Origin of the sequence: Micromonospora sp. FIMYZ51, assembly GCF_038246755.1 — a bacterium.
Lineage (GTDB): Bacteria > Actinomycetota > Actinomycetes > Mycobacteriales > Micromonosporaceae > Micromonospora.
Genome location: NZ_CP134706.1, coordinates 6,894,858 through 6,920,288, shown reverse-complemented (window position 1 = coordinate 6,920,288; position 25,431 = coordinate 6,894,858). Strand labels below are relative to the sequence as shown.

The following is a 25,431-nucleotide window of genomic DNA, read 5'->3' as shown; positions in this document are numbered from 1 at the left end:
GCTGCGAGCGTCATTCACCACGCGTACTGGCTGATCCGTCGGCTCTGCTCGCCACGGTTCCCTTCCGGCGCGGCCCGGCCGCACCGCACGCTGGTGTGGCGTGCCAGCACAACCCCCCGCCCCCATGGCGCCGGGCGGACCGGATCGCCCCTCACCCCCCGACGCGGTCCGGTCCGTCCGGCGCCACCCCTCGTACTCCGCCGGCTGTCTCGATGATCGGCCCGGCGGCGTAACCTGCAAGCCGCAGCCGGGCGCGAGAGGGGGCGGGATGGCGGATCGGATCCAGCGGGGACGGGTCACCTCCACCAGCGATCACCGGGCCACCCCCACCGGCGGTCCGGCCGGGACCCCGGAGAGTGGCCGCGCCCTGCGACCCCGCAACTGGTCACCGGTACGGGCGGTGACCCGCCGGCTCAACCCTGACGGCTCCCCACCGGCGGAGCATCCGGCCGGTCCCCGGCGCAGCGCCATTGTCGACTGCGCGCTCTACCTCGACGGCCGGCGGCAGTCCGGCGACTGGGACTACGCCGAGGCGCTGGCCGAGGCCCGCCGTGCCGAGACCGGCTTCGTCTGGCTCGGGCTGCACGAGCCGGACCTGACCGAGATGAGCGAGATCGCCGCGACCTACGGGCTGCACGAACTGGCCGTCGAGGATGCGGTCAAGGCCCAGCAGCGGCCCAAGTTGGAGCGCTTCGGTGAGGTCAGCTTCCTGGTGTTGCGGACCGCCCGGTACTGCGAGCACGACGAGCTGACCGAGAACTCCGACGTGGTGGAGACCGGGCAGGTGATGCTCTTCATCGGCCCGCAGTTCCTGATCAGCGTCCGGCACGGAGACGCCTGTCGGCTCGCCCCGGTCCGCGAGGAACTGGAGGCTCGACGGGAGTTGTTGCTGCACGGCCCCTGGGCGGTGGCGTACGCGATCACCGACCGGGTGGTCGACCTCTACCTGGAGGTCGCCGACCGGCTTGAGGACGACATGGACGTGCTGGAGGCGGAGGTCTTCGACCGCCAGTCCAGCGGCCGGATCCAGCGGATCTACCAGATGAAGCGGGAGTTGGTCGAGTTCAGGCGGGCGGTGATGCCGTTGCAGCGCCCGCTGCTCACGCTGGCCACCCAGCTGACCCGGGAGGTGCCCAAGGAGGTACGCCGCTACTTCCGCGACGTGCAGGACCACCTCAGCCGCACCGTGGAGCAGGTCAACTCGTACGACGACCTGCTGAACTCGATTCTCCAGGCGCGGCTGGCTCAGGTGACTGTCGACCAGAACAACGACATGCGCAAGATCGCCGCTTGGGCGGCCATCGCCGCCGTCTGGACCGCCATCGCCGGCATCTACGGGATGAACTTCGATTTCATGCCCGAACTCAAGGTCACCTACGGCTACCCCGTGGTCCTGGCCCTGATGCTCACCATCTCCCTGACCCTGTACCGCTGGTTCCGCCGCAACGACTGGCTCTGACCCCCGCCCTCACCCCCACCTCCGCACCCCCACCTCCGCACCCCCACCCTCGCACCCCCACCCTCGCCCCGCCGATCTTGCAGTTTTGGTCGCCGTTACGAGGCTTATGCCCGTTATGTGGCGACACAAAGTGCAAGATCGGCGGGGGTGGCGGGGTGGCGGGGTGGTGGGGGTGGCGGGGTGGGGTGGGGGTGGGGAGTGGGGTGGTTGGTTGGTTAGGCGCGGGTGTTGGTGTTGTTGGTGGACTGGTTCAGGGCCTTGTCGATGTTGTCGGCGGGTCGGCCGCTTGTGGTGCGGGCGCCCTCGGCCACCGAGGGGACCTTGCTGGTGGGGGTGACCTTGCCGCTGCGGGTGGTCGCCGGGGGAGTGGTGGAGGCGCTGTCGCCGCCGGTCACCGTCGAGCTACCCGCTCCGGTCGACGCGACCGACGCCTTGCTGTCACTGGCCGGACCTGCCGTTCGCACCTCGATGGTCTCCACCTCCTCGCGCATCGGCTCCAGCGACGCGGTCGTGTCGTACTCCGTCCACACCTGCTGCTCCCGGTAGCGCCGCAGGGCAATCGCGCCGGCCAGGCCGGCCACCGTGCCGGCGGCGAGCAGTCCGGCCATGGTGAGCCCGCCACTGCGGGACTTCTTCTTCGCCCTCATCTTCTTCGCTTTCTTGGTGACCGCGGCCTGCTTGGCGGCGGCCTTTCCGACGACTGCCTTGCCGGCGGCCTCGATCCGCGCCTGGCGCACCGCCACGGCCAGCGGCGCGAGCGCGGCGGCCGTCGTCGCCAACCCGCTCGATGCCCGGTCCCGAACCACGACCGCGGCGGGCGCAACTGCACCCCGGGCCGCGTGGACCCGCGGGCCGACCGTCGCGCCGGCACCCTTTGCCGCGTGGCTGGCGGCCTGTCGCAGGTGATCGATGCCACGGTTCAGTTCGGCCCGGGCCAGTTGCCCCTCACTCCTGCGCCGCCCGATTCCAAACACGGTCCCACCTCCTGGGAGTAGCTCTCTCTCATCCTCCACCTTCGGATGCCTCCGCATGTCCAGATCGGGCACATGGGAGGATCCGCATGGAACTGACCAACGAGTGAGGAGTACCCGTGGCCGAGGCTGTCTACGCCACCCTGCACACCAACGCCGGCCCGATCCGGCTGGAGCTCTTCCCCAACCACGCACCGAAGACCGTCCGCAACTTCGTCGAGTTGGCCGAGGGCACCCGCGAGTACACCGACCCGCGGACCGGCCAGCCGGGCAGCGGCCCCTACTACAACGGCACCATCTCGCACCGGGTGATCAGCGGATTCATGATCCAGATGGGTGACCCGACGGGCACCGGTCGCGGCGGGCCGGGCTACACCTTCGCCGACGAGTTCCACCCCGAGCTGCGCTTCGACCGGCCGTACCTGCTGGCGATGGCGAACGCCGGGCCCGGCACCAACGGCTCGCAGTTCTTCATCACCGTCTCGCCGACGCCGCACCTGAACAACCGGCACACCATCTTCGGGCAGGTGGCCGACGAGCAGTCCGCAAAGGTCGTCGACACGATCGCCAACACCCCGACCGGCCCGAGCGACCGGCCGTTGCAGGACGTCGTCATCGAGCGCGTCGAGATCGAGCGCCAGTCCGCGTGACGCCGCGCCAGGCCCCTTCCGCCGGCCGGGCCTGGGCACGGCGGTCGGGGTACGGCGGCGTCACCTGATCGGTGCAGCGAGGTACCTTTGCTCGCATGACTGAGCGCTCGGGCACCTGGGGCCAGCGGTGAGTGAATCCCCGGCGACCACCCCGGCCTGTTACCGCCACCCGGGCCGTGAGACGTACGTCCGATGCACCCGGTGCGAGCGGTCGATCTGCCCGGACTGCATGCGTGAGGCGTCGGTCGGGTTCCAGTGCCCGGAATGCGTGGCGGAGGGACGTCGCAGCGTACGGCCGGCGCGTACCGCCTTCGGTGGCGGTACCGCCGGCCGGCACGGCTACGTGACAAAGGTCCTGATCGGCCTGAACCTCCTGCTGATGCTGGTCTCCATCGCCTCCGACCGGGGCGGCGACGCGGCGGCCGGCGGCACCGGCTTCGGTGGCCTGATGGGTGGCAGCACCCCGCTCACCGAGTGGGGTGCCGTGCTCGGCCGGGCGATGTTCCCGGACGGCCACATCGGCGGGGTCGCCGAGGGCGAGTGGTACCGACTGGTCACCGCCATGTTCCTGCACTACGGCGTGCTGCACCTGCTGCTCAACATGTGGGCGCTCTGGGTGCTCGGGCGGTCGCTGGAGGCGGTGCTCGGCCCGCTGCGCTTTGCCGCGCTCTACTTCATCGCCGGCTTCGGCGGCAACGTCGCGGTGTACGTCTTCAGTGCGCCAAACCAGATGTCGGCCGGTGCCTCCACCGCGATCTTCGGTCTCTTCGCGGCGATATTCGTGATCATGCGACGGCTGGGCCGGGACACCTCGGCCATCGTGCCGATCCTGGTGATCAACTTGATCTTCACGTTCACCGTGCCGCAGATCTCGATCGCCGGGCACCTGGGCGGTCTGGTGTTCGGCGCGCTGATGGCCCTGGTGCTGGCCTACGCTCCCCGCTCGCGTCGCACCCTGGTGCAGGCCGTCGGTGGCGGGCTCATCCTGGTGGCGCTGCTCGGCCTGGCGCTAATCCGGACCGCCGCGCTGCTCTAGCCGGTGGCCGGTCCGCCGTGCTGCGCTAGCGATCCTGACTGGCATGGGGTGGTCGGGCGGTGAGTAGCGCGTCGGCGACCTCGGCGGGATCGGCGCCGAGGTCGAGCCGGCTGAACAGGTGCAGCGACTCGCCGGCATCGATCTCCAGCGCCGGTCCGGTGAGTCCGCGCCCGGTCCGGCGGTCCGCCCGGATGGTTTTCACCGCTGACCAGGGCAGGTGCCGGCGGCCCCGCCAACCGGTCGACACGGTGATGCCGTCGACGTCCACCGCCAGCCGTACCGGCGCGATCAGGTCCCGCGCCGCCCAGCCGGCCAGCAGCGCGGCGGCCAGGACGCCGAGCACCGGCCGGAGCAGGTCGCCCTCGGCGAGCAGGAAGCCCAGCGCGAGTACGCCGGCCGCCCCAACCAGTTTGACCGCCGGTAGGGCCGGGGGTACCCGCCACTGTCTGGGGACCGTCTCGAAGGGCATGCCGACCAGCATGCCAGCGGCGTGACGGATCATGTGCGGTGGCGGCGTGGTGGGCCGGGGGCGAGCGTGCGCGTAGGATCGGAGACAGCCAAGTTACCGGGGAGTAAATATGAGTGACGCGGTCATCGTCGGTGCGGTGCGTACCCCGATCGGGCGGCGCAAGGGCAGCCTGGCCACGGTGCACCCGGTGGATCTGTCGGCGCATGTGCTGCGCGCCCTCGCCGAACGCACCGGCATCGATCCGGCCCAGGTCGACGACGTGGTGTGGGGCTGCGTCTCCCAGGTCGGCGAGCAGTCGTGGAACGTCGCGCGCAACGCCGTGCTGGCTGCCGGCTGGCCAGAGTCGGTGCCCGGCACGACCGTGGACCGGCAGTGCGGCTCCAGCCAGCAGGCCCTGCACTTCGCCGCGGCCACCGTGCTCTCCGGCCAGGCCGACCTGGTCGTCGCCGGTGGCGTGGAGTCGATGACCCGGGTGCCGATGGGCTCCAGTGTGGCCGGTGGGCAGCCGTTCAGCGAGCAGATCCTGGCCCGCTACCGGGGCGTGGAGGGCGTCGCCGACGATGCGGCACTGCCGTTCAACCAGGGCGTCGGTGCGGAGCTGATCGCCAAACGCTGGCGGCTCTCCCGTACCCAGCTCGACGAGTTCGCACTGGCCAGCCACGTCAAGGCCGCCGCCGCCCAGGACGCGGGGGCGTTCGAGGCCGAGGTGGCGCCGGTCGTGCTCGCCGACGGTGGCAAGTTCGCCGCGGACGAGGGCATCCGCCGGGAAACCTCGCTGGAGAAGCTGGCCGAGCTCGCCACCCCGTTCCGCAGCGACGGCGTGGTCACCGCCGGCTCCGCCTCGCAGATCTCCGACGGCGCCGCCGCGCTCGCGGTCACCACGAGCGAGTGGGCCGGCCGGCACGGCCTGCGACCGCTGGCCCGGATCCACACCGCCGTGGTCGCCGCCGACGATCCGGTGGCCATGCTCACCGCGCCGATCCCGGCCACCGCCAAGGCGCTGCGCCGCGCGGGGTTGGGCATCGAGGAGATCGGTGTGTACGAGGTGAACGAGGCGTTCGCCCCGGTACCGCTGGCCTGGCTGACGGAGACCGAGGCGGACCCGGAGCGACTCAACCCGCGCGGCGGCGCGATCGCCCTCGGGCACCCGCTCGGCGGATCCGGTGCCCGGATCATGACCACGATGCTCGCCCACATGCGCGACAACGGCATCCGCTACGGCCTCCAGACCATGTGCGAGGGCGGCGGGATGGCCAACGCGACAATCGTCGAACTGCTCTGATCCGTCCAGCGCCGCTTCGCGGCCGGGTGCGTCGTCGCGTGGAGGCGGTGACGCACCCGACGCTGACGGCGTGGAATTTGCAGAAAGCAGGTGCGGGGGGCATGTCACCCAACGAACGTCATCGTTGGACAGGGCATGGACGTCTTCTCCCGAACGTTCCTTCCGGCCGCCACTGAGGCCGGGCTGGCGGTGCAGACCGCGAGCCGGCACATGCCGGTGTTCCGTCGTTGTGTGGGCTCCGGCGAAGCCACGATTCTCGTCACCCGGTGCAGCCGGCCAAACCGCCCGATGTCCGGGGACCATCTCCTGCTGCTCACCCATCGGCGGCTCGTGGTCACCCGGCAGACCCGGATCCTGCACCGGCTGCGGCTGCACCTCAACACCGACCTGCGCGAGCTGAGCCACGTCACCTGGAGTCCCGACCCCCGGCTGAACTCGGTCGAGCTGGCGGCCACCGCCATCGACGGCATCCGGGAACGGTTCCTGATCCGCACCCAGAACCCGAAGCAGGTGTGGCAGCTCGACGCCCTGCTCAACCACGCCTTTCGCGCCCGGGTACGCAGCACCCGCCCCCGGTTGCTCGCCACCGTCTCCGAGCCGCCCGCCAGCACCCGGCCGACCACGTTCCAGCCCGCCGTGGCCAGCTGACCGAAGGCCCGGACAGGGCAGCTGACCCGGGGGCCGGGGGAGGGCAGCTGACCCGGGGCCCGGGGGAGGGCAGCTGACCGAAGGCGCGCCGAAGGCGGCTGGCTCCGAAGGCCCGGGAGGGCGGGTCACAACCCGCCGCCCCCGGACCGGTCCGGGTCAGTAGACGCGGGACCCGATGAAGTCGTCGTAGCCGTACCCCACGGGCTGGGCGTACGAGCGCGACTCGAACGACCACTGCTGCCGGGCATTGCTGGCGCAGTTCGCCAACCGCAACCGGGGCGTACCCAGCAGCGGGTTGTCGAAGGCCAGGCAGAGGTTGCTGTTGCCGGCGGCGCGGAGCTGGTTGCCGGAGAGCACGAACTTCTGGTTGGTGCCGCCGTGGCAGTCGTAGATGTTGACCGCAGTGCCGGAGGTCAGCGATCCGCCGGAGACGTCCAGGCAGCGGTCGTGGGAAAGCTCGGAGTGCAGCGACTGCCGGGTCGGGTCGTACCAGAAGCCCTGGTTACGCCCGCCGTGGCAGCGGTACGACTGCTGGGCGGTGCCGTTACGTGAGTCGTACCCCTTGCCATCGACACAGGTGCCGGTGGCCGCGTTGCGCAGCTGCTTGAATTCGAGCAGCCCGCCGTAGAGCACGCCGTTGCCGGTGCTGGCCGGGTCGACGCAGGTGCCCTGCCGCTGCCCGGAGGCGTAGAACTGGGTGATGCACTGGGCGAACATGCCGTGCCCCCGCTTGTTCGGGTGGAACGACTGGCGGGCCGCGTTCTCGTCCCAGACGCCCAGCTCGATGTAGAGGCCACGGACGGAGGTGTTGTCGGTGCACACCTCGTGGCCGTGAAAGAGCCGACTGCCGTCCAGGTAGCGGGTGTTGGTGTTGGCCGCCGCCGCGCGCAGCGCCGACTCGAACAGCGGCACCGCCTTGTTCCGGGCGAACGCGGCGTCGGCCAGGTAGAGCAGGCAGCCGCCGTTGTACCAGCCGGGGAAGTTGGGGTTGTCCTCCACGTCCGGGCTGGCCGGGCTGGAGTACGACATGAGCACCAGCTCGTAGTCGGTGGAGAGGTAGCCGGCGTTGGTCATGGTCCGGCGGATGTCGGTGAGCGCTTCCTCGACGGCCCGACGGCTGCCGTCGGTGCGTACCGCCCACTGGTCGGTGTAGGTGGGCCAGCAGGGGCCCTGGAAGAGCACGCGGCGCAGCGCGCAGTCGGTGGCGACCGGGCCGAACTGGATCGTGCCGTCGCCGTTGGCCCCGACCACCACCCAGATCAGTTTGATGTTCGTGTTGCGTGCCTTGATCGCGAGATGGTCGCCCTGGTTCAGTTCGTTGTGCTGGGTCGGGCCGCCCGCGACCAGGTTCCACGGGGTGGCACCGGAGCAGGCGATGTTGTAACGCTCGTCGGCGGCGATGCCGGTACGGAACACCGCCTGGTCGTACGAGCGGTCGCACCAGTTGCCCGGCTGGTGGGTGCCGGGCACGTAGTTGCCCACCCCCTCGCCGGAAATCTGGCTGTCGCCCATGGTGAGGATCGCGGTGCGGCGCTGGTCGAGCGGGCGGATGCCGGGTGCGCCGTAGAGCGCGGTGGCCTCGGTGGCGCGGATCGTCTCGAGGTGGGCGGGGAGGGGCTGGACGGCGGGACGGTCGGCCGCGGCGGCTGGCGTGGCCGGCCCGGCCAGCATGGGCAGGACGAGAGCGGTGGCGAGGACGGCGACCTGGGTGAGTCGCCGTCGATGCGTCCGGTCACGCCTGGCGGTGGTACCAGACATCGACGCACTCCTTCCATCTCGATCGTTGGGTGTCGATCGAGTTACCGGAAGGTAACGCACCTGCTGGGGCTATGTGAATACCTCTCGCGATACTTGCGTGCAGCGCCGAACCGGGCCAATGGGGCAGGTGACGGAGACCGGGCGCTCGTCCCGGTGGCGCGGTGCGGTCCGCTCAGCGGTCGGCGGGCAGGGCGTAACCGACGTGGTCACGGAACTCGAACCGCCAACCCGGCGGCACGAGATCCGCGCAGAGCCTGCGGCTGTTCACGCAGACGATCGCGTCCAGCGCCGCCGGATCGGCCGGCGGCCGGTCGTCCAGAACCGACTGGAGCGCAAACAACTCGGGTGGCCGGCCGTCGGCGTCGCGCAGCAGCAACCACCAGGGGTATTCCCAGTCGTCGTTGCGCTGGGACAGGCCGATCCGCTGGGCGTCGGCGGCCCGTACCGCGTCGGCGGCCCAGCGGTACTCCTCCGCCCACTGGGGACGCCGCAGGAAGCGCTGCTCCCACTCGGCCGTGGTGAAGACCGAGCCCGCGCCGACCAGCCGGCGCGGGAAGCCGTACGACACCGCAAGCACGCCGGCCAGTGCGCAGGTGGCCAGCACCGTCACCGCGAGCGTCACGGCGATCGGCCGCCGGCCCCGCCCCGCCCCGCTGCGGGAGCCGGCGCGGCGGAAGAGGGCGTCGAGCCAGAGGCCGGCCAGCGGCACCGAGGCGGCCAGGGCGTAGAGCACCAACCGGTTGCCCCACGGCTGCCATTTGATCATCGCGGTGTGCAGGACCACCGCAAGCACCATGACCAGGGCGTACGCCCGCAGCACCCCGGCTGCGCCGGAGCTGATCCGCCCCGGCCGGAACAGCGCCGCCCCGGCACCGATCAGCGCCAGCGCCCCGGCCAGCGGGAAGGCCACCCGATCCTCGTCGGGGTACCAGGACGGCACCGGGAAGATCTCCTGGCCGAAGGTGATGGCGCGGTCCTGCGGATCGACCCCGATCAGGTCGGCCAGGCCGGCGATCGCGTCGGCGGTGGCGCTGCGCAGCGGGGCCAGCGGGGTGTCCAGCGCGGTGTGCCCGATCCGCAGCGCGTTCACCAGCACCGACGGCGGGTCGTGCCGCTCCATCGGGACCGACTCGCGCAGCCGCTCCGGCCCGAGCGGGTGACCGAACTCCGCGTACACCCGGCCCAGGAACGGGCCGACCACCAGGGCGGCCACGATAATGATCAACGCCGAGGCGCCGACCGTACGGGCGATCCGGCCGACCGGGGCCCGGCGACGCGCGGCCGGCCGGTCGGCGTACGCCAGTCGCAGCTGGCCCAACCCCCAGAGCACCAGCAGCGGACCCACCGCGAGCAACCCGCTGGTCTTGGTCAGCGCGGTCAACCCGGTGGCCGCACCGAGGGCGAGCAGCTCGCCCAGGCCGGCCCGTCGACGCAGCCCGTCCAGGGCGAGGGTCGCCGCGCACGCGACCCAGGCGGCGCAGACCAGGTCGGTCTGGGTGCTGGTCGCCTGAAGGGTCACCATCGGCGTGGTGGCCAGGACGAACGCGGCGAGCAGCTGAGCCCGCCGGCTGCCGCCGAGCTGTGCCGTCACCCGGGCCACCGCCAGCAGACAGCCCACCCCGCCGGCCCACTGGACCAGGTTGTACAGCGCGTCCCCACCGGTGAACAGGCGCAGATGCAGCAGCAGGTACTCCGCGCCCGGCGGGATGGTCACCTGCCGGTGGATCGCGGTGGCCCAGAAGGCCAGGTCGCCCTGGGCCACCCAACGCTCCACCTTCGGCAGGTGGTACGTCTGCGAGTCGAAGTTGTTCGGCGCGGCCAGCAGGGCGATCAGCAACTCGATCAGGAGCAGCCCGCCGATCGTGCCGGCGAGCAGCCGTTCGCCCCGGCTCGCCGTACGCCAGAAGCCGCTTATCGTGTCCCGCCAGCCGGCGGCCGACCCGGCCGCGTCGCCGGTCGAAGCCGAGCGGTCGGACGCGGAGCGCGCCGCCTCGGGCGCGGTTGCCTCGGCGGCGGACGCGCTACTGGCCGCCGCGTCCAGCCGGCGACGCCAGCGGACCGCCACCGCGCAACCCGCCACGAAGAGCAGCCAGGCCACGCCGAACGCGACAGGCGTCAACAGCCGCAACCCACCCAGCACCTCGACGGTCAGCACCGCGAAGACACCGGTGGCCAGGGCCGCCCGGACCACCGCCAACCGTCGGGGCGCGACGGTGTCCGCGGCCCGTGGCCGTAGCGCCACGGTGAGCAGTACGACGGCGGCGACGGGGGCGAGGACGAGCGGGAAGCCGGCGACCGACATGGCCGGAAGTAAACACCATCAGCCTGGATGCCCGACTCCGGATCTCCAACGACGGTCGCCAGCGTCCAGCCGGGCAGCCAGGCTAGGCTATGGCCGATACACTGCCGCCCTCGTGGAGAATCCCGTGAAGCTGTCGATCCTCATGCCGGTCTACAACGAGGAAGAACGCATCGCGGATGCCCTCAAGCAGGCGTTGGCGGTCGAATATCCGTGCGAGATCGAGCTCGTGGTGGTCGACGACGGCAGCCGTGACGGCACCTCCGAGGTCCTTGGTCGGGTCGACGACGCCCGGCTGCGCGTGATCACCCATCAGCGCAATGCGGGCAAGGGCGCGGCCATCAAGACGGCGGTCGCCAACGCCGACGGTGAATACATGGTCATCCTCGACGCCGACCTGGAGTACGACCCGCAGGACATTCCCACGCTGCTCGCCCCGGTGCTCGACGGGCGGGCCACGGTGGTCTACGGCAACCGCACCTTCGGCAGCCACAGCGCCTACAGCTTCTGGTACGTGATGGGCAACAAGGGCGTCACCATGGCGGCCAACGTGCTGTTCAACTCCTACATCGGCGACCTGGAGACCTGCTTCAAGCTGATGCCGATCGAGCTGTACCGCTCGCTGGACATCCGCTCCCGTGGTTTCGGCATGGAGGCCGAGGTGACCGGCAAGCTCCTGCGCCGCCGGATCCGCCCCTTCGAGGTGCCGATCAGCTACCGGGCCCGGGGGCGGGAGGAAGGCAAGAAGATCACCTGGCGGGACGGGGTCGAGGCGCTCTGGATCCTCGGCCGTGAACGCACCCGCCGCCGCCCCGCCACCCGCACCCGGTAGCCCGCTAGACCAGCGCGGGAGCGCAAAAGTCGGTGAGCGAGCGGCGCAGCCCGGCCGGGTCCAGCCCGTGCCAGCGGTCGTGATCCTCGGCCGAGCCGTAACGCCGTAGCTCCTCCCGGCCCACCCCGAGCGCGAGCAGCCGGTGCGGCCGGTCCGCCAGCGCCGCCGTGACCACCCGGGCCGAGGTGCCGGCCAGGTAGGGCTCGACCAGGATCACCTCGCTGCCGGCCAGGGCACGCAGGCCGGCGGTGTCGAACGGGCGCGGCCGATGGGTGTACGCCACCGTCACCGGCAGGTCCGCCGTCGCCGCGAGCGCCGCGTCCAGCACCGGGCCGACCGCGACCAGCAGCGGCGCGCCGGCCCCCGCGGCCCGCAGCACCACCAGGTCACCGTCGCCGCCGTACGGGCGCGCGTTGCGTCGCGTCGACAATCGCAGGTACGCCGAGGAGTCGCCGGCCACCGTGGTCCGTAGCAGGTCGGGTACCTCGGCCGGATGCCCCGGCACGTGCACCGTCCAGCCGGAGAGCGTGTCGAACAGCGCCACGTCGGCCGGGCTGAGGTGGGTCCGCCCGGCCGCCGCCCGGTCGTACGAGGCGCCCACGCTGACCAGCACCGCGCTCGCCGCCTGGTGGTCGAGGTCCAGCTTGATCTGCTCGTACGCCCGCTCGACGAGAAACGGCGCGTAGCTGTGCACGATCGGCCGGAGCCCGGTCAGCGCCAACCCACCCGCGACACCGAGCATCAACTGCTCCCGGATGCCGACGTTGATCACCCGATCCGGGTGCCGTCGGGCGGCCGGTGCGAACGCGTCGGCGGAGATGTCGGCGAGCACCAGCGCGGTACGCGGATTCTCGGCCAGCAGCGCCGTGGTGGTGTCGATGAAACTCTGTCGCATGGCTACTCCTTGGTGTCCACGACCGCGACGACGGCGTGCGGCCGGTGGCCGTGATGTCCGGTGAGCGCGGCGTGCAGGGCCTCGTGGTCCCGCCCGTCGACCGTGGCGGCGGTCCACCCGTTTACCGTGAACCGGCTCGCCACCCCACCCGGCCAGCCGTGCGTGGCGGAGGAGTTGTCCACCACGATCGCGGTCAGGTTCGCCAGGCCGGCCGCACCCGCGTACGCGATCGCCTCGTGGTTGGAGCCCTCGTCCAGTTCGGCGTCGCCGACCAGGACGTACACCTGCGGGTCGAGCAGGCCCTGGGCGCGCAACCCGAGCGCGGTGCCGACGCCCAGGCCGAGGCCGTGCCCGAGCGAGCCGGAACCGATCTCCACCCCCGGCACCAGCGTGCGGTCCGGGTGGTCGCCCAGTCGGCTCTCCGGACCACCCTGATCGTCAAGCCAGTCGGGCGGGACGAAACCCTTGGCGGCCAGCACCGCGTAGTAGCCGGCCACCGCGTGCCCCTTGGAGAGCAGGAACCGGTCCCGGTCGGGCGCGTCGACCGTGGCGGGTGTGATCCGCAGCACCCGGTCGTAGAGCACCCAGAGCACGTCGAGGGTCGAGTACACGTTGGAGCCGAATTCCCGACCGGCGCGAATCCGCTCCAACAGCGGCGCAACCTGGTGTCGGCCGTCGAGTGGGGCGGCGGCTTCGGTGATCCGGTGCGTGATGGTGGCGAGTGAGGTCATACGGATAGCCTGCAAGTTGAAGCGCGGTTCAACTCAAGGCAGAGTGATGCAGGAAGCTCTCACCATCGGACAACTCGCCGCCCGCAGCGGGGTGGCGCCCTCCGCGTTGCGCTACTACGAGCGGCTGGGGCTGATCCGGGCCGACCGCACCGGCGGCAACCAGCGTCGCTACCACCGTGGCGAACTGCGCCGGGTGGCCTTCATCCGGATCGCGCAGCAGGTCGGCATCTCGTTGGAGGAGATCCGGGCCGCGCTGGACTCGCTGCCCGCCGCGCGTACGCCCACCGCCGACGACTGGACGCAGATCTCCACGGTCTGGCGGGACCGGCTGACCGAGAAGATCAGGCTGTTGAACCGGCTCCGGGACGACCTGGACGGCTGCATCGGTTGCGGCTGCCTGTCGCTGCGCCGCTGCTCCCTCTACAACCCCGAGGACCAACTCTCCGACGAAGGCCCCGGCCCCCGCCTGACCCTCCCCCGCTGACCCCCGGCCTCTGCCTGCCCTGCCAGCCTCGGTCCCTCGCCTGTCCTCTGCCGGCCCCGGCGCCTGCCGGTTGTCGGCGTTGAAGTTGTCGGCGTTGAAGTTGCCGGCGGTGACCCGGGGATGGGTCAGGGCAGGGTGAGCAGGACCTTGCCCAGGTGGTCGTTGGACTCGACCAGGTGGTGGGCGGCGGGGGCCTCGCTGATGGGGAGTCGGCGGTCGATGATCGGGCGGATCCGGCCCGCCTCGATCAGCGGCCAGACCTGGTCGCGTACCCCTTTGACGATCGCGGCCTTCTGCTCCAGCGGGCGGGAGCGGAGTGCGGTGGCGGCCACCGTGCCCCGCTTGGCCAGCAGCGCGCCGAGGTCCAGTTCACCCTTGCGCCCGCCCTGCATGCCGATGACCACGAGCCGCCCGTCAGGTGCCAGGGCGGCGACGTTCCGGCCCAGGTACGACGCACCCATGATGTCGAGCACGACGTCCGCGCCCCGCCCGTCGGTGACCTTGCGGACCTCCTCGACGAAGTCCTGCTCCCGATAATCGATCAGATGATCGGCGCCCAGGTCGCGCAGCCGGTCATGCTTCACCGACCGCGCGGTCGCCAGCACGGTCGCGCCCAGCGCCTTGCCCAGTTGAATCGCGAAGGTACCGATCCCGCTGCCACCGCCGTGCACCAGCAGCGTCTCGCCGGCCACCAGCCGGCCCACACCAACCACATTGGACCAGACCGTGCACGCCACCTCGGGCAGCGCGGCAGCATCGACCAGATCCACCCCGGCCGGCACCGGCAACAACTGCCCGGCGGGCACGGCCACCCGCTCGGCGTACCCGCCGCCGGCCAGCAGCGCGCAGACCTGGTCACCCACCCGCCAGTCGGTCACCTTTGGACCGGTCGCGCTCACCACCCCCGAGCATTCCAGTCCCGGGTACGCGGGCGCGCCCGGTGGCGGCGGATAGTGCCCCTGCCGTTGCAGCAGATCGGCCCGGTTGACCGCGGTGGCGCGTACGTCGACAAGCACCTCGCCCGGCCCCGGCTCCGGGTCGGGCACCTCGCTCCAGCTCAGCACGTCGGGTCCGCCAGGCTCCGGGATCGTGATCGCACGCATAGGCCCAGTCATACCCGATCAACCCGCCCTACCACGTACCATTCCGACGCCACGCAGCGTAAGTGATCATGGCCGATCGGGTAGCCCTCGGCCGCTCCCCGGTCCGGCGGGCATGGCAGACTAGGCACGGCCGCGCGGTGCGCGGCTCGGGAGGGTTCGCCTAGTGGCCGATGGCGCTGGTCTTGAAAACCGGTAAGGCAGCGATGTCTTCGTGGGTTCGAATCCCACACCCTCCGCATCCCAGAACCACAAAAACGCCCCCTGATCAGCGCGAACGCTGATCAGGGGCGCTTCCATGAGTCTCACTTTGTCTCGCTCGGTGCCGCAGAAGACGCACGGTTGGCAACAACTCGGCTGGCGCGGTGAGCGCGTAGCAGGCGGCGCACCGGCTCACCGCGTACGTGTCGCCGGTGGTCGGCCGGGGATACGCCGATCCGGGACCGGATGAAACCAGACCCCGCACCGGTCCTGCAAGCCGTGGCTGCCACCGGCGGGCTCGCTGGGCATCACCGGTCTTAGCGGAGACTAGAAAAGCTTATCTCCTGAGTCGGTGACCTTCTTGCTCTTCGGGAAGCTCCCCTTTTTGCCTACCGTCGGAAAAAGTGAACCCTGGCCGTACCGAACAGCGACTCCGCGTGTTTGCTCGGACGTTCGGGTAATGATCTGCCTCTCGACCAAGTCTTTTAGAATGTCGCGTGCCGCGTACACGTCGACATCAAACAGGCGTTGCACTGTTCTGTTGTTGATCTCGCCATAGTCCCGCATGTGTTCGACTATCTTCCGGTCTACCTCATCGCTCGTGCGCCCATGGTAAGAAACGGCGTTTCCTAGACGGGTGAGGGCGTCAGCTGTTAACCGGTAGGTTGGTTGAGTGCGATTCGCTGTTCCCCTAGTTGGCTCCAATAGCATGGACGGATCACTTGACAGGCGTCGCAATACGGCCTGCCCTTCCAGTTCGGAGCGCTGAATGATTGGCGCTAGCTGCTTCGCTGTGATCGTTCGTTTAGAGCAAAGAACGAGGACAATCAGGAGGGCGTCCGTGTCGTCCTGTTCTTCCGGAGGAAGCGTCGCTAGGAATTTCGTAATGCGAGTATTGGGTGCCTGCCCGCGAAAAAGAACGGTTACCTGGTCGTTGTCTTCGGAGATAAGAGGTGTGTCTCGACCGGACCGGATCATCTCCCGGTACATGCGGTCAACGCCCTGCCCCACTTCTTCTGCCAGGCCAAGCAGGCGAAAAGCGGAGGCTAACGCAGGATGGCGTGCCCTGGATCCCTTGGTCAGTATGTTGTTGACAGTGATGCCACTTACCAGTGGTCCGGGGGATGTCACTTTCAGGTACTGCGTCGAGTGCTCGACCGAGACAGGCAGGCGGGCGCGCCAGTCGCCATGGATGAGGGCGTTCGCGACGGCTTCCCGCACCGCAGCCATCGGATAGTCTTCAATCTGAAGCTGCTGTCCATCAGCTAGCGTCACTGGGGTTATTCCCTGGCGTGCGCGGATTGCCTGTAGGAGCTCATCGAACGCGAGGACGAGCGGGGTGCCCAGACGCATGATGGCATCGGGCTCCCCTGCCTGGGTCCTTCTATGTTGATAAACTACTGCATCTACCGGGGCGGACGAGGCAGCTGTGCAAAGTAGTAGTTCACCCGCGTGGGTCAGCTTTTCGTCGTCGCCTACTGCTTTCAATGATCGGAGTAGGTCATTGTCCGAAAGGCGCGCGTATGACTGGCGTCGAGAGTCGACGGAATTGGAGAGAAGGCGCCTGCACTGTCTAAGAGCAAGAGGATCGACATCCTCTAAAGAGCGTGAGCTGGACGCTGCAGACCAGTCGACTCCTCTGCGCTCCTCTGTCAGCCGGCTTACCTCGGCGGGACGCATAGGGAGACATTCGTCATTGACTCGGTGGTAGGTGTATCCGCGAGTGGTGGAATACACCTCCAACCCTTCTGGCACCCTGACTGCTAGGAGGCGCTTGTCGGCGAAGCGGACCACTTCTACCTCGACAAGAAGCCCCGGCACTGTAAGGCGGTAGATGCGCTGACGCAAGATATTTTCGTCCAGCTCGCACCCAATGAACGCCCCAGGTCCTCCCGGGGTGTCGGAAACTCCGACGACTATTGTTCCGCCGGATGCGTTCGCGAAGCAGACGGCCGCTTCGGCCAAGTCTGCCCATGCCTCCTTGAGGTCGGACTTGGCCACCTTGAAGTCGAGGATGCTGCTCTCACGCTTCCGCGCCGCAGTGCCGGCGAGGATGGCCTCAAGATCCTGATGTACAGCGTGGGACACCCTTTGGGACTCCTTTGGGGGAAGTGACAGAAGCAGACTAGCCCCAAAGTCGCCTCAAAGGTTAGAGGTCCGGTGTGGTGATGCGGCGTGTTTGTAGGACTACGGAGCGCCCCTGCTTCTCTGTAGCGACAGCGACGTAGCCGACGCCGGACCTCGGCTGCGCTCCGCGGACTGCTGGAGTCTCCTGCGTTCGTCGGCTGAGACAGACCCGCTGGTCATCATGACCGACCATTGGCCGCCGACCGGTGGATGGCGTGACTGGTGCCCGCCGCGCATCGGCTAGCTCGGTTCGAAGGCGGCGCGCAGGATGTCGCGGTGGGTCCGTACGTAGCGGATGTCCGCCGCGTACAGATCGGCGTGCCCTTCCGCGATGTGCCGCTGGAACGCCTCGTTGCCCTGGCTGGCCTGCTCGTGCATGAAGTCGACGAGCGCCTGTAGGCGGTCCGGGACGACGTCGATGACTTCGGCACCCACCTGCGGCCCGTACGCGCGGCAGAAGTCGGCGACCCGACGGCCCTGCTGCTGCGGTGTGCCGAAGCTCTCCGGGTTGTCCGGCCCTTGCAACGGTGCGAACCGGTAGACGGCATAGGCGACGTCCCAGCTGCGTGGTCCCGGGTGGGCCGCGTCGAAGTCGATGAAGCCGACCGCCCGGCCGTCCCTGACCACGCAGTTGTACTGGGCGGCGTCGCCGTGGCACATGACCTCGGCCGGGTGCCGGGCCGGCACGAGCCAGGGGTCGTCGGGGCGCGGCCGGAACGTGACGCTCGCGTCGTGCAGAGCCCGTAGCAGGGCGGCTGCGGAGGTGAGGAGATCGTGCGTACGCAGCTCCGGCGTGAGCGCGTCGGGCACCGCACCGTCGAGGAAGGTGACCATCTCGTTGCCCTCGCTGTCGAAGCCGCGTGGCTCGGGAGCGCCATGGAACCCGTGGTCGTGCAGGTGCCGCAGGAGTCGATGGATCGCTGGCGTGGCTGGTGACACCGGCCGGTGGACGACGTCACCGTGCCGGTGCACGACGTTCATTCCGCCCCGAAATTCCATGTGGTGCCCTCCTCAGGACCAGAGTCGGTATGCGGTTTGCTCGAATGCGGGCGGCTCGCGGGGTATGAAGGGTGCGCAGAGAAGCACATCCACCGGAAGGAACCTGTGTCGATGTCCCTGGAACGACCGATCGCCCCGGACCCGTACGAGCTGCTGCCGACCGTTGCTTCGTTCACCGTGACCAGCGATGACGTGCGCAACGGTGAGCCGATGGACGCGGCGCACGCGCACCCAAGCACCGGCGGCGACAACGTCTCGCCGCAGCTTGCCTGGTCGGATTTTCCGGCGGAGACCAAGAGCTTCGTGGTGACCTGCTTCGACCCGGACGCGCCGACCGGCAGTGGGTTCTGGCACTGGGTGCTGGTCAACCTGCCGGCCGAGGTGACGGAGTTGCCGCGCGGCGCTTCCGGTGACGATCTGCACGGGGCGTTCACCGTGCGCAACGATTACGGCGAGCAGGGTTACGGCGGTGCCGCGCCGCCGCCCGGGGACCGGCCGCACCGGTACGTCTTCGCGGTGCACGCGCTCGACGTGGAGCGCCTCGACGTCACCCCGGACGCCACGCCGGCCTACGTCGGCTTCAACCTTGCCTTCCACACCCTGGCCCGAGCCACCACCCGCCCCACCTACCAGATCGCCGGCTGACCCAGCCCCGGCCGCCGGCCAGCCCCGCTAGTTGACCAAGAGGTTTGCGTCAGCGACCCGTCGGATTCTGACGCAAACCTCTTGATCGACGTCAAATAAAGGGGCGGTCAGGAGGGGGTGCGGGCCACGGCGAAGACGGACTGGCCGAAGGGTGGGCGGACGACCTGCTCGGCGGCCTTGGTGGCGGGGAGGACGAGGGTGTCGTAGACCTTCACCATCGGGCCCTCCTTCGGCATCAGCCGGAAGACCTTGGTGGCCATGAAGTAACCGATCAGGCCGAGCGCGTTCGCGTAGTGGATCTTCTCGACGCGCAGACCGGCCTCGGTCATCGCCGTCGACAGGGTCTTCTTGGTGTAGCGCCGGACGTGGCCGGTGGCGATGTCCGCCGGGCTCATCGCGAACTCGAACGCCGGCACGATGATGATCACCGCACCGCCGGGCCGGACCAGCTGGCGCATGCTGCTGAGCGCACCGACGTGGTCCTCGATGTGCTCCAGGACGTTGTACGAGACGGCAGCGCTGTAGTCACTGCGCTCCGAGTGCGGCAGCAGCATCTGGCGTACCTCGATGCTCGGCCGGTCGGCGAGCCGCTCCTTCAGCGCGACCAGGCGGTCCGGGTCGGCTTCGGTGGCGGTGAAGCGGGGGAGATGGTCGGACCACTCAAGGGCGTAATCACCGAGCCCACTGCCGATCTCGATCGGATTGTCGCCGAGGTAGGGCAGTGCCAGCTCGACGAACCAGCGTCGGTGGTTGACCGCGGTGGCGAGGCCCTCCAGGACCTCGGACTGCACGCGCTGATCCCCAGTGATTTCTGCCATGCGTCGATTCCTCACGATACGACTCGACCCGCGCCGGGACCGACTGAGTGAACCATCCGCGCGGAAGGCGGGGATATCGGGGCCCGCGGTGGCCGAATTGGTCGGGGTTATGGGCACGATCGGTGGTGGTCAGCGAACCCGCAAGATACTACGCGAGGGGCCCGAACCCTGCACGCTGACGGCATTGCGCCAACTACGCTCTGAATTGCTATGACTACTCCTGATTCGGGCCGATCTGCCGAGGAGTCCGTGCGGCCCGAGCGGGCCGAAGGGCTCGGGAGGTCGGGTCCCGGGTGGTGGCGGGACGTGCTTGCCGTGGTGAGTTTCGCGGCGTTCGGCTTCTGGATCACGGCCCGGATGTGGCGAAATCCCGCTGACGGCATTCGCGACAATCCAACCGATATGGACCAGTTCGAATGGATGATGGCGCACGGCGCCCGGGTGGTCACCGAACTCGCCTACCCGTTCTCATCAGATCGGATGAATGTCCCCGAATCGGTAAATCTCATGGCAAACACCTCGGTGTTGTCCGTTTCCCTGCCGATGACTCCGATCACCCTGCTCTTCGGTACGCGTACCGCCTTTTTGCTCTTCCTCACCCTCGGGATGATCGCCACGGCGACCGCCTGGTACTTCGTGCTGTCCCGGGTGCTCATCGGCGCGCGTGGGCCGGCCTGGCTGGGCGCGACGTTCTGCGCGTACGCGCCGGCCATGGTCTCGCACGCCAACGCGCACCCGAACATCGTGTCGCAGTACGTGGTGCCGCTGATCATCTGGCGTACCGTGCGGCTGGCCGAGCCCGGCCGCTGGCTGCGCAACGGCGCGCTGCTCGCGCTGGTGATCGTCTGGCAGGCGTTCCTGAATCTGGAGATCCTGCTGATGACCGCGATCGGCCTCGGCGTGGTGGTTGTCGCGCTGGTGCTCGGTCGGCCCGAGGTGCGCGGTCGGGCCCGTCCGTTCCTGGCCGGGCTGGGCGTGGCCGTGCTGATCTCCGGCGGGCTGTTGGCGTACCCGCTCTACGTGCAGTTCTTCGGTCCGGGCGCCTATCGCGGGCTGCCCTGGGTGATCCGCGGCTACTCCACCGACCTCGCCTCGTTCTTCGCGTACTCCCGGGAGTCGCTGGCCGGCGACGCACGCGGCGCGGCCGGGCTGGCCAAGAACCCCACCGAGGAGAACGCCTTCTTCGGCTGGCCGCTGCTGATCCTGGTGGCGGCGCTGGTCTGGTGGTTGCGCCGCAACGTGGTGGTGCTCGGCCTGGCGGCGCTCGGCCTGGTCTTCGCGCTGCTGTCCCTCGGTCGGGAGATCCGCTTCGAGCGGAAGGGGACCGGTGTGCCGGGGCCGTGGGCGCTGCTGGAGGACCTGCCCGTGCTGCACTCGGTGGTGCCGACCCGCTGGTCGCTGGCCATCACGCCGATAATCGGGCTGCTGCTCGCGTACGGCGCGGAGCGGGTCCGGGAGTTGGCCGCCAGGTATCCGGACCGGCGCTCGCAGATCCGCTTCGGCACGGTGACCGTACTGGCCATGGCGCTGGTGCCGCTGCTGCCCACCCCGCTGCCGACCAGACGCCTCGAACCGACTCCCGAATTCGTCACCTCCGGTGCCTGGCGGCCGTATCTGGCCGGCGGGCGCAGCGTGGTGACCCTGCCGCTGCCTGACACCGAGTACACCGAGCCGCTGCGCTGGTCCGCGCAGACCCGGCTGGCGATGCCGATCGCCCGGGGCTACTTCCTCGGGCCGGACACCCGGCCCGGCAAGGACCGGGTGGCCCTGTTCACCGCGCCGCCGCGCCCGACGAGCAGTTTCTTCGCGAGCATCCGGCGTACCGGCGAGGTGCCGGCGGTCACTGCGCAGACCCGCCGCAACGCGGTCGAGGACCTGCGCTACTGGCGAGCCGGCGTGGTGATCCTCGGCCGGCACGAGCGCGCGGACGCGCTGCGCGCGGGAATGACCGAGCTGACCGGGATCGAGCCGACCCACACCGGCGGCGTGTGGCTCTGGGACGTCCGCCCGCTTACCGACTGAGCCGATCGGCGGGCGTGGGTCAGGGGGTGCGGATGCGGCTCGGGGGCATGGTCAGGGGGTACGGATGCAGCAGCCCTGGCAGACCTTCGGCTTGGGCAGGGTGAAGGCCAGGCAGCAGGTGCGCCGCTGCACGGTGGGTTCACCCTTCGGGCCGGGCACCAGTTCCACCAGGTCGGTCAGGTCGAGCGTGTCGAGCAGCGTGTCGACCGCCTCGACCGCCGAGCCGGGCAGCCCGTCGGCGGCGTGCAGCAGGCCGTACGCGATGCCGGAGGCCACCGAGCCGAGCAGCGTACGGGTGCCGATGCGGACCTCGCCCTGGATCGCGGTGATCATCGGGGTGAGGTGGGCGTCCAGCAGCGTGCTGCGCAGCGTGCCGAGCAACTCCTGCTCGTCGGCCACCACCTGCACCTCAGCTGCCCCGGTGACCGCCAACGGGTCGGTGGGCAGCACCGCGATCGGGGTCGACCGGCGCAGGCCCAGGGTCACCAGCGTGCGCCGATCCGCGAAGTGGATGAGCGTGTCGGTGGGATCGAGCAGAGGCACCCGCCGGGCGGCGGCCCAGCCGAGCACCACCGGCAGCGCCGCCCAGTAGCTGTACGCCTTCCAGGCGAGTGCCGCGGAGGCGTGCGGGGTGCCGCCCCAGAGGCGGGCGGCCGAGTCGAGCAGTTCCGGCAGCCGACTGCCGTCGGTCAGGGTGGTCGCCGGAGCCCAGCCGGCCTCGTCGGCGACGAGCAGCCCCGGCGCGAGCCCGGGGAGGACGTCGGTGCCGAACATGGCCCGCAGGGTCGCGGTGACCGGGCCGAGTGGGGTGGCCGGGGGGTTCACGGGCAGCACGGCTGTCACCTGCTCCACCTCCGTCCGGCACGCCAGCTGTCGACTAAGGCTAGCCTAACCACACTTCCTGGCGGTGGGGAACCCTCGATGAGGTGGCAAAGACAGAGGTTCGAATCACTCGCACCGACTGCCGCGCGGCGTAGGGGTCACCCAGCGTGGGGCAATCGGGCGCATCGCTCGGGATGTGTCACTGAGGGTAATGATCCGGAGACTGGGCGCAGTATCGGCAGAAATCGCTCACCGGTCAAGCGTCTTGTCGAGAAGGTGCCAGTACCTGTGCGTGTCCGGCAGCCAAACGTGAAACTTGTACTCCCGGCCACGAGGAAGCTGATGACGACCTCACCGCTCGATCGGGCTGCCGACTCCTTCGCCGCCGAGCTCGCACGGCACCGGATGGAGCGGGGGCTTTCCAAGAAACAGCTGGCGACGCTCATGGGTTTCGACCCTTCCTACGTCAGCCACGTGGAAGGGCGGCGGCACCGGCCCACCGAGGATTTCGCCCGCCGGGCCGAGGCCGTGCTGGAAGCCAGCGGCGCGATCTGGCAGCGTTTCCGGGAGTACGACCACCTGCGCCACGCCCGCACCGAGCGCAGCCAACGGGAGCCCACCCCACCCGACCGCTGGCTGCCGCCCGGCACCGGACTCATCGTCGAACGCGAGACGGCCAACCTGATCCACACCGACAGCGGCTACCGCTGCGTCGTGCGTCGCGAGCTGTACAACGCCGGCACCGAGCCGGTCACCCGCTACCTGGTCCGGGTCGCCGTCGACCGCTACCCCAACGATCCGGGTCGGTCCAACCGGCACCACCGGGAACGCCCGCTCACCTTCGCCGAGCTGCACCTGCGCGCGTACCGGGAGGAAGCCGGCGAGCAGGAGGCCATGCACTGGCGGGCCAAGCACGACCGGGACGCGTTCAAGGAGATCTGGCTGCTCTTCGAGAACGCCGAACGGCGCTTCCCGCTCTACCCCGGCCGGCGGGCCACAATCGAGTACACGTACCTGGTCGGGCGGGACAAGTGGGGTCCCTGGTTCCAGCGGGCGGTCCGCGTACCGACCCGTCACCTCGCCATCCGGCTGGACCTGCCGACGGAGCTGGACCCACAGGTCTGGGGTGCGGAAACCTCGCTCTCGGCGGAGGAGGGACCGCTGCGTACGGCGATCGTCCGGCACGACGAGGGAGAACGGGCGATCTTCGAGTGGGCCACCGACGAACCACCGCTGAACGCGCGGTACCGGTTGCAGTGGCGCTTCCGCGCCCAGCCGGACCTCGACCCGGAGGCCGAGCGGGTGAAACCGTCCGAGCGGATGCGCGCCTTCGGCATCGTGCAGCGCGGCGCGGACCTGCTCCGGCAGCCGGCCCGTCCGTTCGACCTGCCCGCCGAGGAGGCGGTCGCCCGGGAGACCGTCGAACGCCTGTTCACCGCCCTGGCCCGACTCGACGAGCTGCATCCGTTCGCCAAAGGGGTGGGGATCGCCGCCCCGCAGCTCGGCATCGACCGCGCGGCTGCGGTGATCCGCCCGGCCGATCGCACCGCCGAGCCGGTGGTGCTGCTCAACCCCCGGATGGTCGACGCCTCCATGGACACCGACGAACAGTACGAAGGCTGCCTCTCCTTCTTCGACCATCGTGGACTGGTGCCCCGACCGTTACGACTGGATGTGGAGCACGCGCAGCTCGACGGCAGCCGGGTGATCACCTCGTTCGAGTTCGGCATGGCCCGGTTGGTGGGACACGAGGTCGACCACCTGGACGGGCGGCTCTACGTCGACCGGATGGCACCCGGGGTGCCGCTGGTGCCGATCGAGGAGTACCGCGAATCCGGCCACCCCTGGCGGTACTGACCCACCCCGAAGGCGCGACCATGCCCGCCCGGTGGGAACGACGGCGGGCGGACATGGTCGCGCGGGGCGGTGCGGGTCCGCCCGATCGGGGGGGACCGGGGCGCGTGCCCCAGGGGGCAGGGGCACGCGCCCCGGTTCGGGGGGAGGAAAGCTCTACAGGTTGCCGAAGGTGTCGTACCGGATGCGCTGTGGCGGGACGTCGTCGGCGGCGAGTACCCGCAGGGTGGCCCGGACCATCGGAGCCGAACCGGAGACGTAGCAGTCGTGCGCCGTCCAGGGACCGTAGCGGGACACCACTTCCGGGATGTCGCCGTGCTCACCGTCGAAGTCCGGATCGTCGCCGCACGCGGCGGTGACCGACAGCCACGGATGGGCGGTCACCAGATCCCGCAACCCATCCAGGCCATAAAGGTCCGCCTCGGTCCGGGCACCGTAGAAGACGTGCACCCAGCGGGCCAGGTTGAAGCTGGCCAACTCCTCCACAAGCGCCTTGATCGGGGCCAGCCCCACACCGCCGGCGACGCAGAGAATGTCCCGCTCCGACGACCGGTCCAACGTCATCGAGCCCATCGGCGCGGCCACCCGCAGCAGGTCACCCGGCTTCAGCCGACGAACCAGGGCACCGGAGAGCCAACCGGCCCCCTCCGGCGTACGCACGTGGAACTCCAGCACGTTTTCGTCGTTCGGCGCGTTCGCCACCGAATACGTCCGCCACACCCGTGGGTGGTAGCGGGGAGCCTCGACGCTGACGTACTGCCCCGCTTTCCAGGAGAGCGGAAATTGCAGGGCCCGGCAGGTGAAGACGGCGGTGTCCGAACCGTACCGCTGATGGGTAAGCACCTCGGCGTGCCAGAACGGCGGGTTGGTGTCCGCGGCGGCCCCGGCGAGCATCTTCTCCACGATCGCCGCGTACGCGTCCCGCCACGCCTGGTCGTACGCCAGGTTCCAGCCGTCCCCGGCGGTGCTGCGCAGCGCGTCGAGCAGCGCCTCGCCCATCGTGTCGTAGTGGGCCGGGTCGACGTGGTACTTGCGGTGGTCCCGGCCGAGCGCCCGGAGGAACTCGTCGAAGCCCTCCGGGTCGTCCACCGTGTGGATCGCCGCGATGATCGCCTCCAGCAGCCGGTCACCCTGGCCGCTCATCTGCACCGGGAAGAGCCTGCGCAGCTCCGGGTCGAGGAGGAAGGCCCGGGCGTAGAAGTGCTCGGTCAGCCGGATCCGATCCTGCTCGATCAGGGTCCAGCTCTCCTTCAGCAGCCGCGCGAAGGTGTCCACGGGCGCTCCTTACTTCTGCTGGCGGATCGGGCCCGCATAGAATGTCCACGGAGC

22 protein-coding genes and 1 tRNA gene are annotated in these 25,431 nt (G+C 69.8%); 11 read left to right on the top strand and 12 right to left on the bottom strand.

The window, feature by feature from the left end; translation table 11 throughout:
- Positions 1 to 400: 400 nt before the first annotated feature.
- Positions 401 to 1,459, top strand: coding sequence for a magnesium/cobalt transporter CorA (gene corA / locus QQG74_RS31000; protein ID WP_341721459.1), 1,059 nt, complete (start codon positions 401 to 403; stop codon positions 1,457 to 1,459).
- 215 nt (positions 1,460 to 1,674) lie between these two features.
- Here corA and QQG74_RS30995 read toward each other — a convergent pair whose 3' ends face one another.
- Positions 1,675 to 2,490, bottom strand: coding sequence for a hypothetical protein (locus QQG74_RS30995; protein WP_341718151.1), 816 nt, complete (start codon positions 2,488 to 2,490; stop codon positions 1,675 to 1,677).
- 59 nt (positions 2,491 to 2,549) lie between these two features.
- On the opposite strand from QQG74_RS30995, the gene QQG74_RS30990 reads away from it, so the two are divergent.
- Both QQG74_RS30990 and QQG74_RS30985 read left to right on the top strand, forming a co-directional pair.
- A complete protein-coding gene (locus QQG74_RS30990) occupies positions 2,550 to 3,080 on the top strand; it encodes a peptidylprolyl isomerase (RefSeq protein WP_341718150.1) in 531 nt (176 codons plus the stop codon).
- A 127-nt stretch (positions 3,081 to 3,207) separates the two neighbouring features.
- The gene (locus tag QQG74_RS30985) at positions 3,208 to 4,116 is read left to right on the top strand and encodes a rhomboid family intramembrane serine protease (RefSeq protein WP_341718149.1); all 909 of its coding nucleotides are present in this window, start codon (positions 3,208 to 3,210) and stop codon (positions 4,114 to 4,116) included.
- 25 nt (positions 4,117 to 4,141) lie between these two features.
- On the opposite strand, the gene QQG74_RS30980 is transcribed toward QQG74_RS30985, so the two are convergent.
- A complete protein-coding gene (locus QQG74_RS30980; protein ID WP_341718148.1) occupies positions 4,142 to 4,585 on the bottom strand; it encodes a PH domain-containing protein in 444 nt (147 codons plus the stop codon).
- 109 nt (positions 4,586 to 4,694) lie between these two features.
- Here QQG74_RS30980 and QQG74_RS30975 point away from each other — a divergent pair, with 109 nt between their 5' ends.
- Both QQG74_RS30975 and QQG74_RS30970 read left to right on the top strand, forming a co-directional pair.
- Positions 4,695 to 5,867, top strand: a complete 1,173-nt coding sequence (locus QQG74_RS30975) for an acetyl-CoA C-acyltransferase (protein ID WP_341718147.1) — start codon at positions 4,695 to 4,697, stop codon at positions 5,865 to 5,867.
- A 135-nt stretch (positions 5,868 to 6,002) separates the two neighbouring features.
- Positions 6,003 to 6,515, top strand: coding sequence for a hypothetical protein (locus QQG74_RS30970; RefSeq protein WP_341718146.1), 513 nt, complete (start codon positions 6,003 to 6,005; stop codon positions 6,513 to 6,515).
- A 156-nt stretch (positions 6,516 to 6,671) separates the two neighbouring features.
- Here QQG74_RS30970 and QQG74_RS30965 read toward each other — a convergent pair whose 3' ends face one another.
- Both QQG74_RS30965 and QQG74_RS30960 read right to left on the bottom strand, forming a co-directional pair.
- On the bottom strand, positions 6,672 to 8,273 hold the full coding sequence (locus tag QQG74_RS30965) for a ricin-type beta-trefoil lectin domain protein (protein ID WP_341718145.1): 1,602 nt from the start codon (positions 8,271 to 8,273) through the stop codon (positions 6,672 to 6,674).
- Between the two features lie 172 nt (positions 8,274 to 8,445).
- Positions 8,446 to 10,575 carry a phospholipid carrier-dependent glycosyltransferase gene (locus QQG74_RS30960; protein ID WP_341718144.1) on the bottom strand — a complete coding sequence of 710 codons (2,130 nt, stop codon included), beginning with the start codon at positions 10,573 to 10,575 and terminating at the stop codon, positions 8,446 to 8,448.
- 124 nt (positions 10,576 to 10,699) lie between these two features.
- Between QQG74_RS30960 and QQG74_RS30955 the strand changes: the two genes are divergently transcribed.
- On the top strand, positions 10,700 to 11,404 hold the full coding sequence (locus QQG74_RS30955) for a glycosyltransferase family 2 protein (protein ID WP_341718143.1): 705 nt from the start codon (positions 10,700 to 10,702) through the stop codon (positions 11,402 to 11,404).
- Positions 11,405 to 11,408: 4 nt separating this feature from the next.
- Here QQG74_RS30955 and QQG74_RS30950 read toward each other — a convergent pair whose 3' ends face one another.
- Positions 11,409 to 12,299: a transketolase gene (locus QQG74_RS30950; protein ID WP_341718142.1), complete on the bottom strand. Its 891-nt coding sequence runs from the start codon at positions 12,297 to 12,299 to the stop codon at positions 11,409 to 11,411.
- 2 nt (positions 12,300 to 12,301) lie between these two features.
- Positions 12,302 to 13,030, bottom strand: coding sequence for a transketolase (locus QQG74_RS30945; RefSeq protein ID WP_341718141.1), 729 nt, complete (start codon positions 13,028 to 13,030; stop codon positions 12,302 to 12,304).
- 46 nt (positions 13,031 to 13,076) lie between these two features.
- Here QQG74_RS30945 and soxR point away from each other — a divergent pair, with 46 nt between their 5' ends.
- Positions 13,077 to 13,514 (top strand): redox-sensitive transcriptional activator SoxR, encoded by a 438-nt coding sequence (gene soxR, locus QQG74_RS30940; protein WP_341718140.1) that lies wholly within the window; start codon positions 13,077 to 13,079, stop codon positions 13,512 to 13,514.
- A 125-nt stretch (positions 13,515 to 13,639) separates the two neighbouring features.
- Here soxR and QQG74_RS30935 read toward each other — a convergent pair whose 3' ends face one another.
- Positions 13,640 to 14,617 (bottom strand): NAD(P)H-quinone oxidoreductase, encoded by a 978-nt coding sequence (locus QQG74_RS30935; protein WP_341718139.1) that lies wholly within the window; start codon positions 14,615 to 14,617, stop codon positions 13,640 to 13,642.
- 149 nt (positions 14,618 to 14,766) lie between these two features.
- On the opposite strand from QQG74_RS30935, the gene QQG74_RS30930 reads away from it, so the two are divergent.
- Positions 14,767 to 14,853 (top strand) — tRNA-Ser (locus QQG74_RS30930).
- A gap of 289 nt (positions 14,854 to 15,142) precedes the next feature.
- Here QQG74_RS30930 and QQG74_RS30925 read toward each other — a convergent pair.
- Complete coding sequence (locus QQG74_RS30925; RefSeq protein ID WP_341718138.1) at positions 15,143 to 16,903, bottom strand: RNA-binding domain-containing protein; 1,761 nt, start codon at positions 16,901 to 16,903, stop codon at positions 15,143 to 15,145.
- Positions 16,904 to 17,182: 279 nt separating this feature from the next.
- The gene (locus QQG74_RS30920; RefSeq protein ID WP_341721458.1) at positions 17,183 to 17,923 is read right to left on the bottom strand and encodes a phosphotransferase; all 741 of its coding nucleotides are present in this window, start codon (positions 17,921 to 17,923) and stop codon (positions 17,183 to 17,185) included.
- 129 nt (positions 17,924 to 18,052) lie between these two features.
- On the opposite strand from QQG74_RS30920, the gene QQG74_RS30915 reads away from it, so the two are divergent.
- The gene (locus QQG74_RS30915; protein WP_341718137.1) at positions 18,053 to 18,586 is read left to right on the top strand and encodes a YbhB/YbcL family Raf kinase inhibitor-like protein; all 534 of its coding nucleotides are present in this window, start codon (positions 18,053 to 18,055) and stop codon (positions 18,584 to 18,586) included.
- A gap of 107 nt (positions 18,587 to 18,693) precedes the next feature.
- On the opposite strand, the gene QQG74_RS30910 is transcribed toward QQG74_RS30915, so the two are convergent.
- The gene (locus tag QQG74_RS30910; RefSeq protein ID WP_341718136.1) at positions 18,694 to 19,404 is read right to left on the bottom strand and encodes a class I SAM-dependent methyltransferase; all 711 of its coding nucleotides are present in this window, start codon (positions 19,402 to 19,404) and stop codon (positions 18,694 to 18,696) included.
- A 210-nt stretch (positions 19,405 to 19,614) separates the two neighbouring features.
- On the opposite strand from QQG74_RS30910, the gene QQG74_RS30905 reads away from it, so the two are divergent.
- Positions 19,615 to 21,426, top strand: a complete 1,812-nt coding sequence (locus QQG74_RS30905) for a hypothetical protein (RefSeq protein ID WP_341718135.1) — start codon at positions 19,615 to 19,617, stop codon at positions 21,424 to 21,426.
- A gap of 51 nt (positions 21,427 to 21,477) precedes the next feature.
- On the opposite strand, the gene QQG74_RS30900 is transcribed toward QQG74_RS30905, so the two are convergent.
- Complete coding sequence (locus QQG74_RS30900) at positions 21,478 to 22,200, bottom strand: hypothetical protein (protein ID WP_341721457.1); 723 nt, start codon at positions 22,198 to 22,200, stop codon at positions 21,478 to 21,480.
- Between the two features lie 390 nt (positions 22,201 to 22,590).
- On the opposite strand from QQG74_RS30900, the gene QQG74_RS30895 reads away from it, so the two are divergent.
- Positions 22,591 to 24,105: a peptide deformylase gene (locus QQG74_RS30895; RefSeq protein ID WP_341718134.1), complete on the top strand. Its 1,515-nt coding sequence runs from the start codon at positions 22,591 to 22,593 to the stop codon at positions 24,103 to 24,105.
- 153 nt (positions 24,106 to 24,258) lie between these two features.
- Here the strand turns inward: QQG74_RS30895 and QQG74_RS30890 are convergent, their stop codons facing one another.
- On the bottom strand, positions 24,259 to 25,377 hold the full coding sequence (locus QQG74_RS30890; RefSeq protein ID WP_341718133.1) for a globin domain-containing protein: 1,119 nt from the start codon (positions 25,375 to 25,377) through the stop codon (positions 24,259 to 24,261).
- Positions 25,378 to 25,431: the final 54 nt, after the last annotated feature.

Bases quoted from the DNA above. Each gene is read 5' to 3' on its own strand.
- QQG74_RS30965 (WP_341718145.1), bottom strand. From the start codon at position 8,273: ATGTCTGGTACCACCGCCAGGCGTGACCGGACGCATCGACGGCGACTC.
- QQG74_RS30905 (WP_341718135.1), top strand. From the start codon at position 19,615: ATGACTACTCCTGATTCGGGCCGATCTGCCGAGGAGTCCGTGCGGCCC.
- QQG74_RS30950 (WP_341718142.1), bottom strand. From the start codon at position 12,299: ATGCGACAGAGTTTCATCGACACCACCACGGCGCTGCTGGCCGAGAAT.
- QQG74_RS30970 (WP_341718146.1), top strand. From the start codon at position 6,003: ATGGACGTCTTCTCCCGAACGTTCCTTCCGGCCGCCACTGAGGCCGGG.
- QQG74_RS30895 (WP_341718134.1), top strand. From the start codon at position 22,591: ATGACGACCTCACCGCTCGATCGGGCTGCCGACTCCTTCGCCGCCGAG.
- QQG74_RS30980 (WP_341718148.1), bottom strand. From the start codon at position 4,585: ATGCCCTTCGAGACGGTCCCCAGACAGTGGCGGGTACCCCCGGCCCTA.
- QQG74_RS30915 (WP_341718137.1), top strand. From the start codon at position 18,053: ATGTCCCTGGAACGACCGATCGCCCCGGACCCGTACGAGCTGCTGCCG.
- soxR (WP_341718140.1), top strand. From the start codon at position 13,077: ATGCAGGAAGCTCTCACCATCGGACAACTCGCCGCCCGCAGCGGGGTG.
- QQG74_RS30920 (WP_341721458.1), bottom strand. From the start codon at position 17,923: ATGAACGTCGTGCACCGGCACGGTGACGTCGTCCACCGGCCGGTGTCA.
- QQG74_RS30910 (WP_341718136.1), bottom strand. From the start codon at position 19,404: ATGGCAGAAATCACTGGGGATCAGCGCGTGCAGTCCGAGGTCCTGGAG.
- QQG74_RS30900 (WP_341721457.1), bottom strand. From the start codon at position 22,200: ATGTTCGGCACCGACGTCCTCCCCGGGCTCGCGCCGGGGCTGCTCGTC.
- QQG74_RS30935 (WP_341718139.1), bottom strand. From the start codon at position 14,617: ATGCGTGCGATCACGATCCCGGAGCCTGGCGGACCCGACGTGCTGAGC.
- QQG74_RS30975 (WP_341718147.1), top strand. From the start codon at position 4,695: ATGAGTGACGCGGTCATCGTCGGTGCGGTGCGTACCCCGATCGGGCGG.
- QQG74_RS30995 (WP_341718151.1), bottom strand. From the start codon at position 2,490: ATGCGGAGGCATCCGAAGGTGGAGGATGAGAGAGAGCTACTCCCAGGA.
- QQG74_RS30960 (WP_341718144.1), bottom strand. From the start codon at position 10,575: ATGTCGGTCGCCGGCTTCCCGCTCGTCCTCGCCCCCGTCGCCGCCGTC.
- QQG74_RS30945 (WP_341718141.1), bottom strand. From the start codon at position 13,030: ATGACCTCACTCGCCACCATCACGCACCGGATCACCGAAGCCGCCGCC.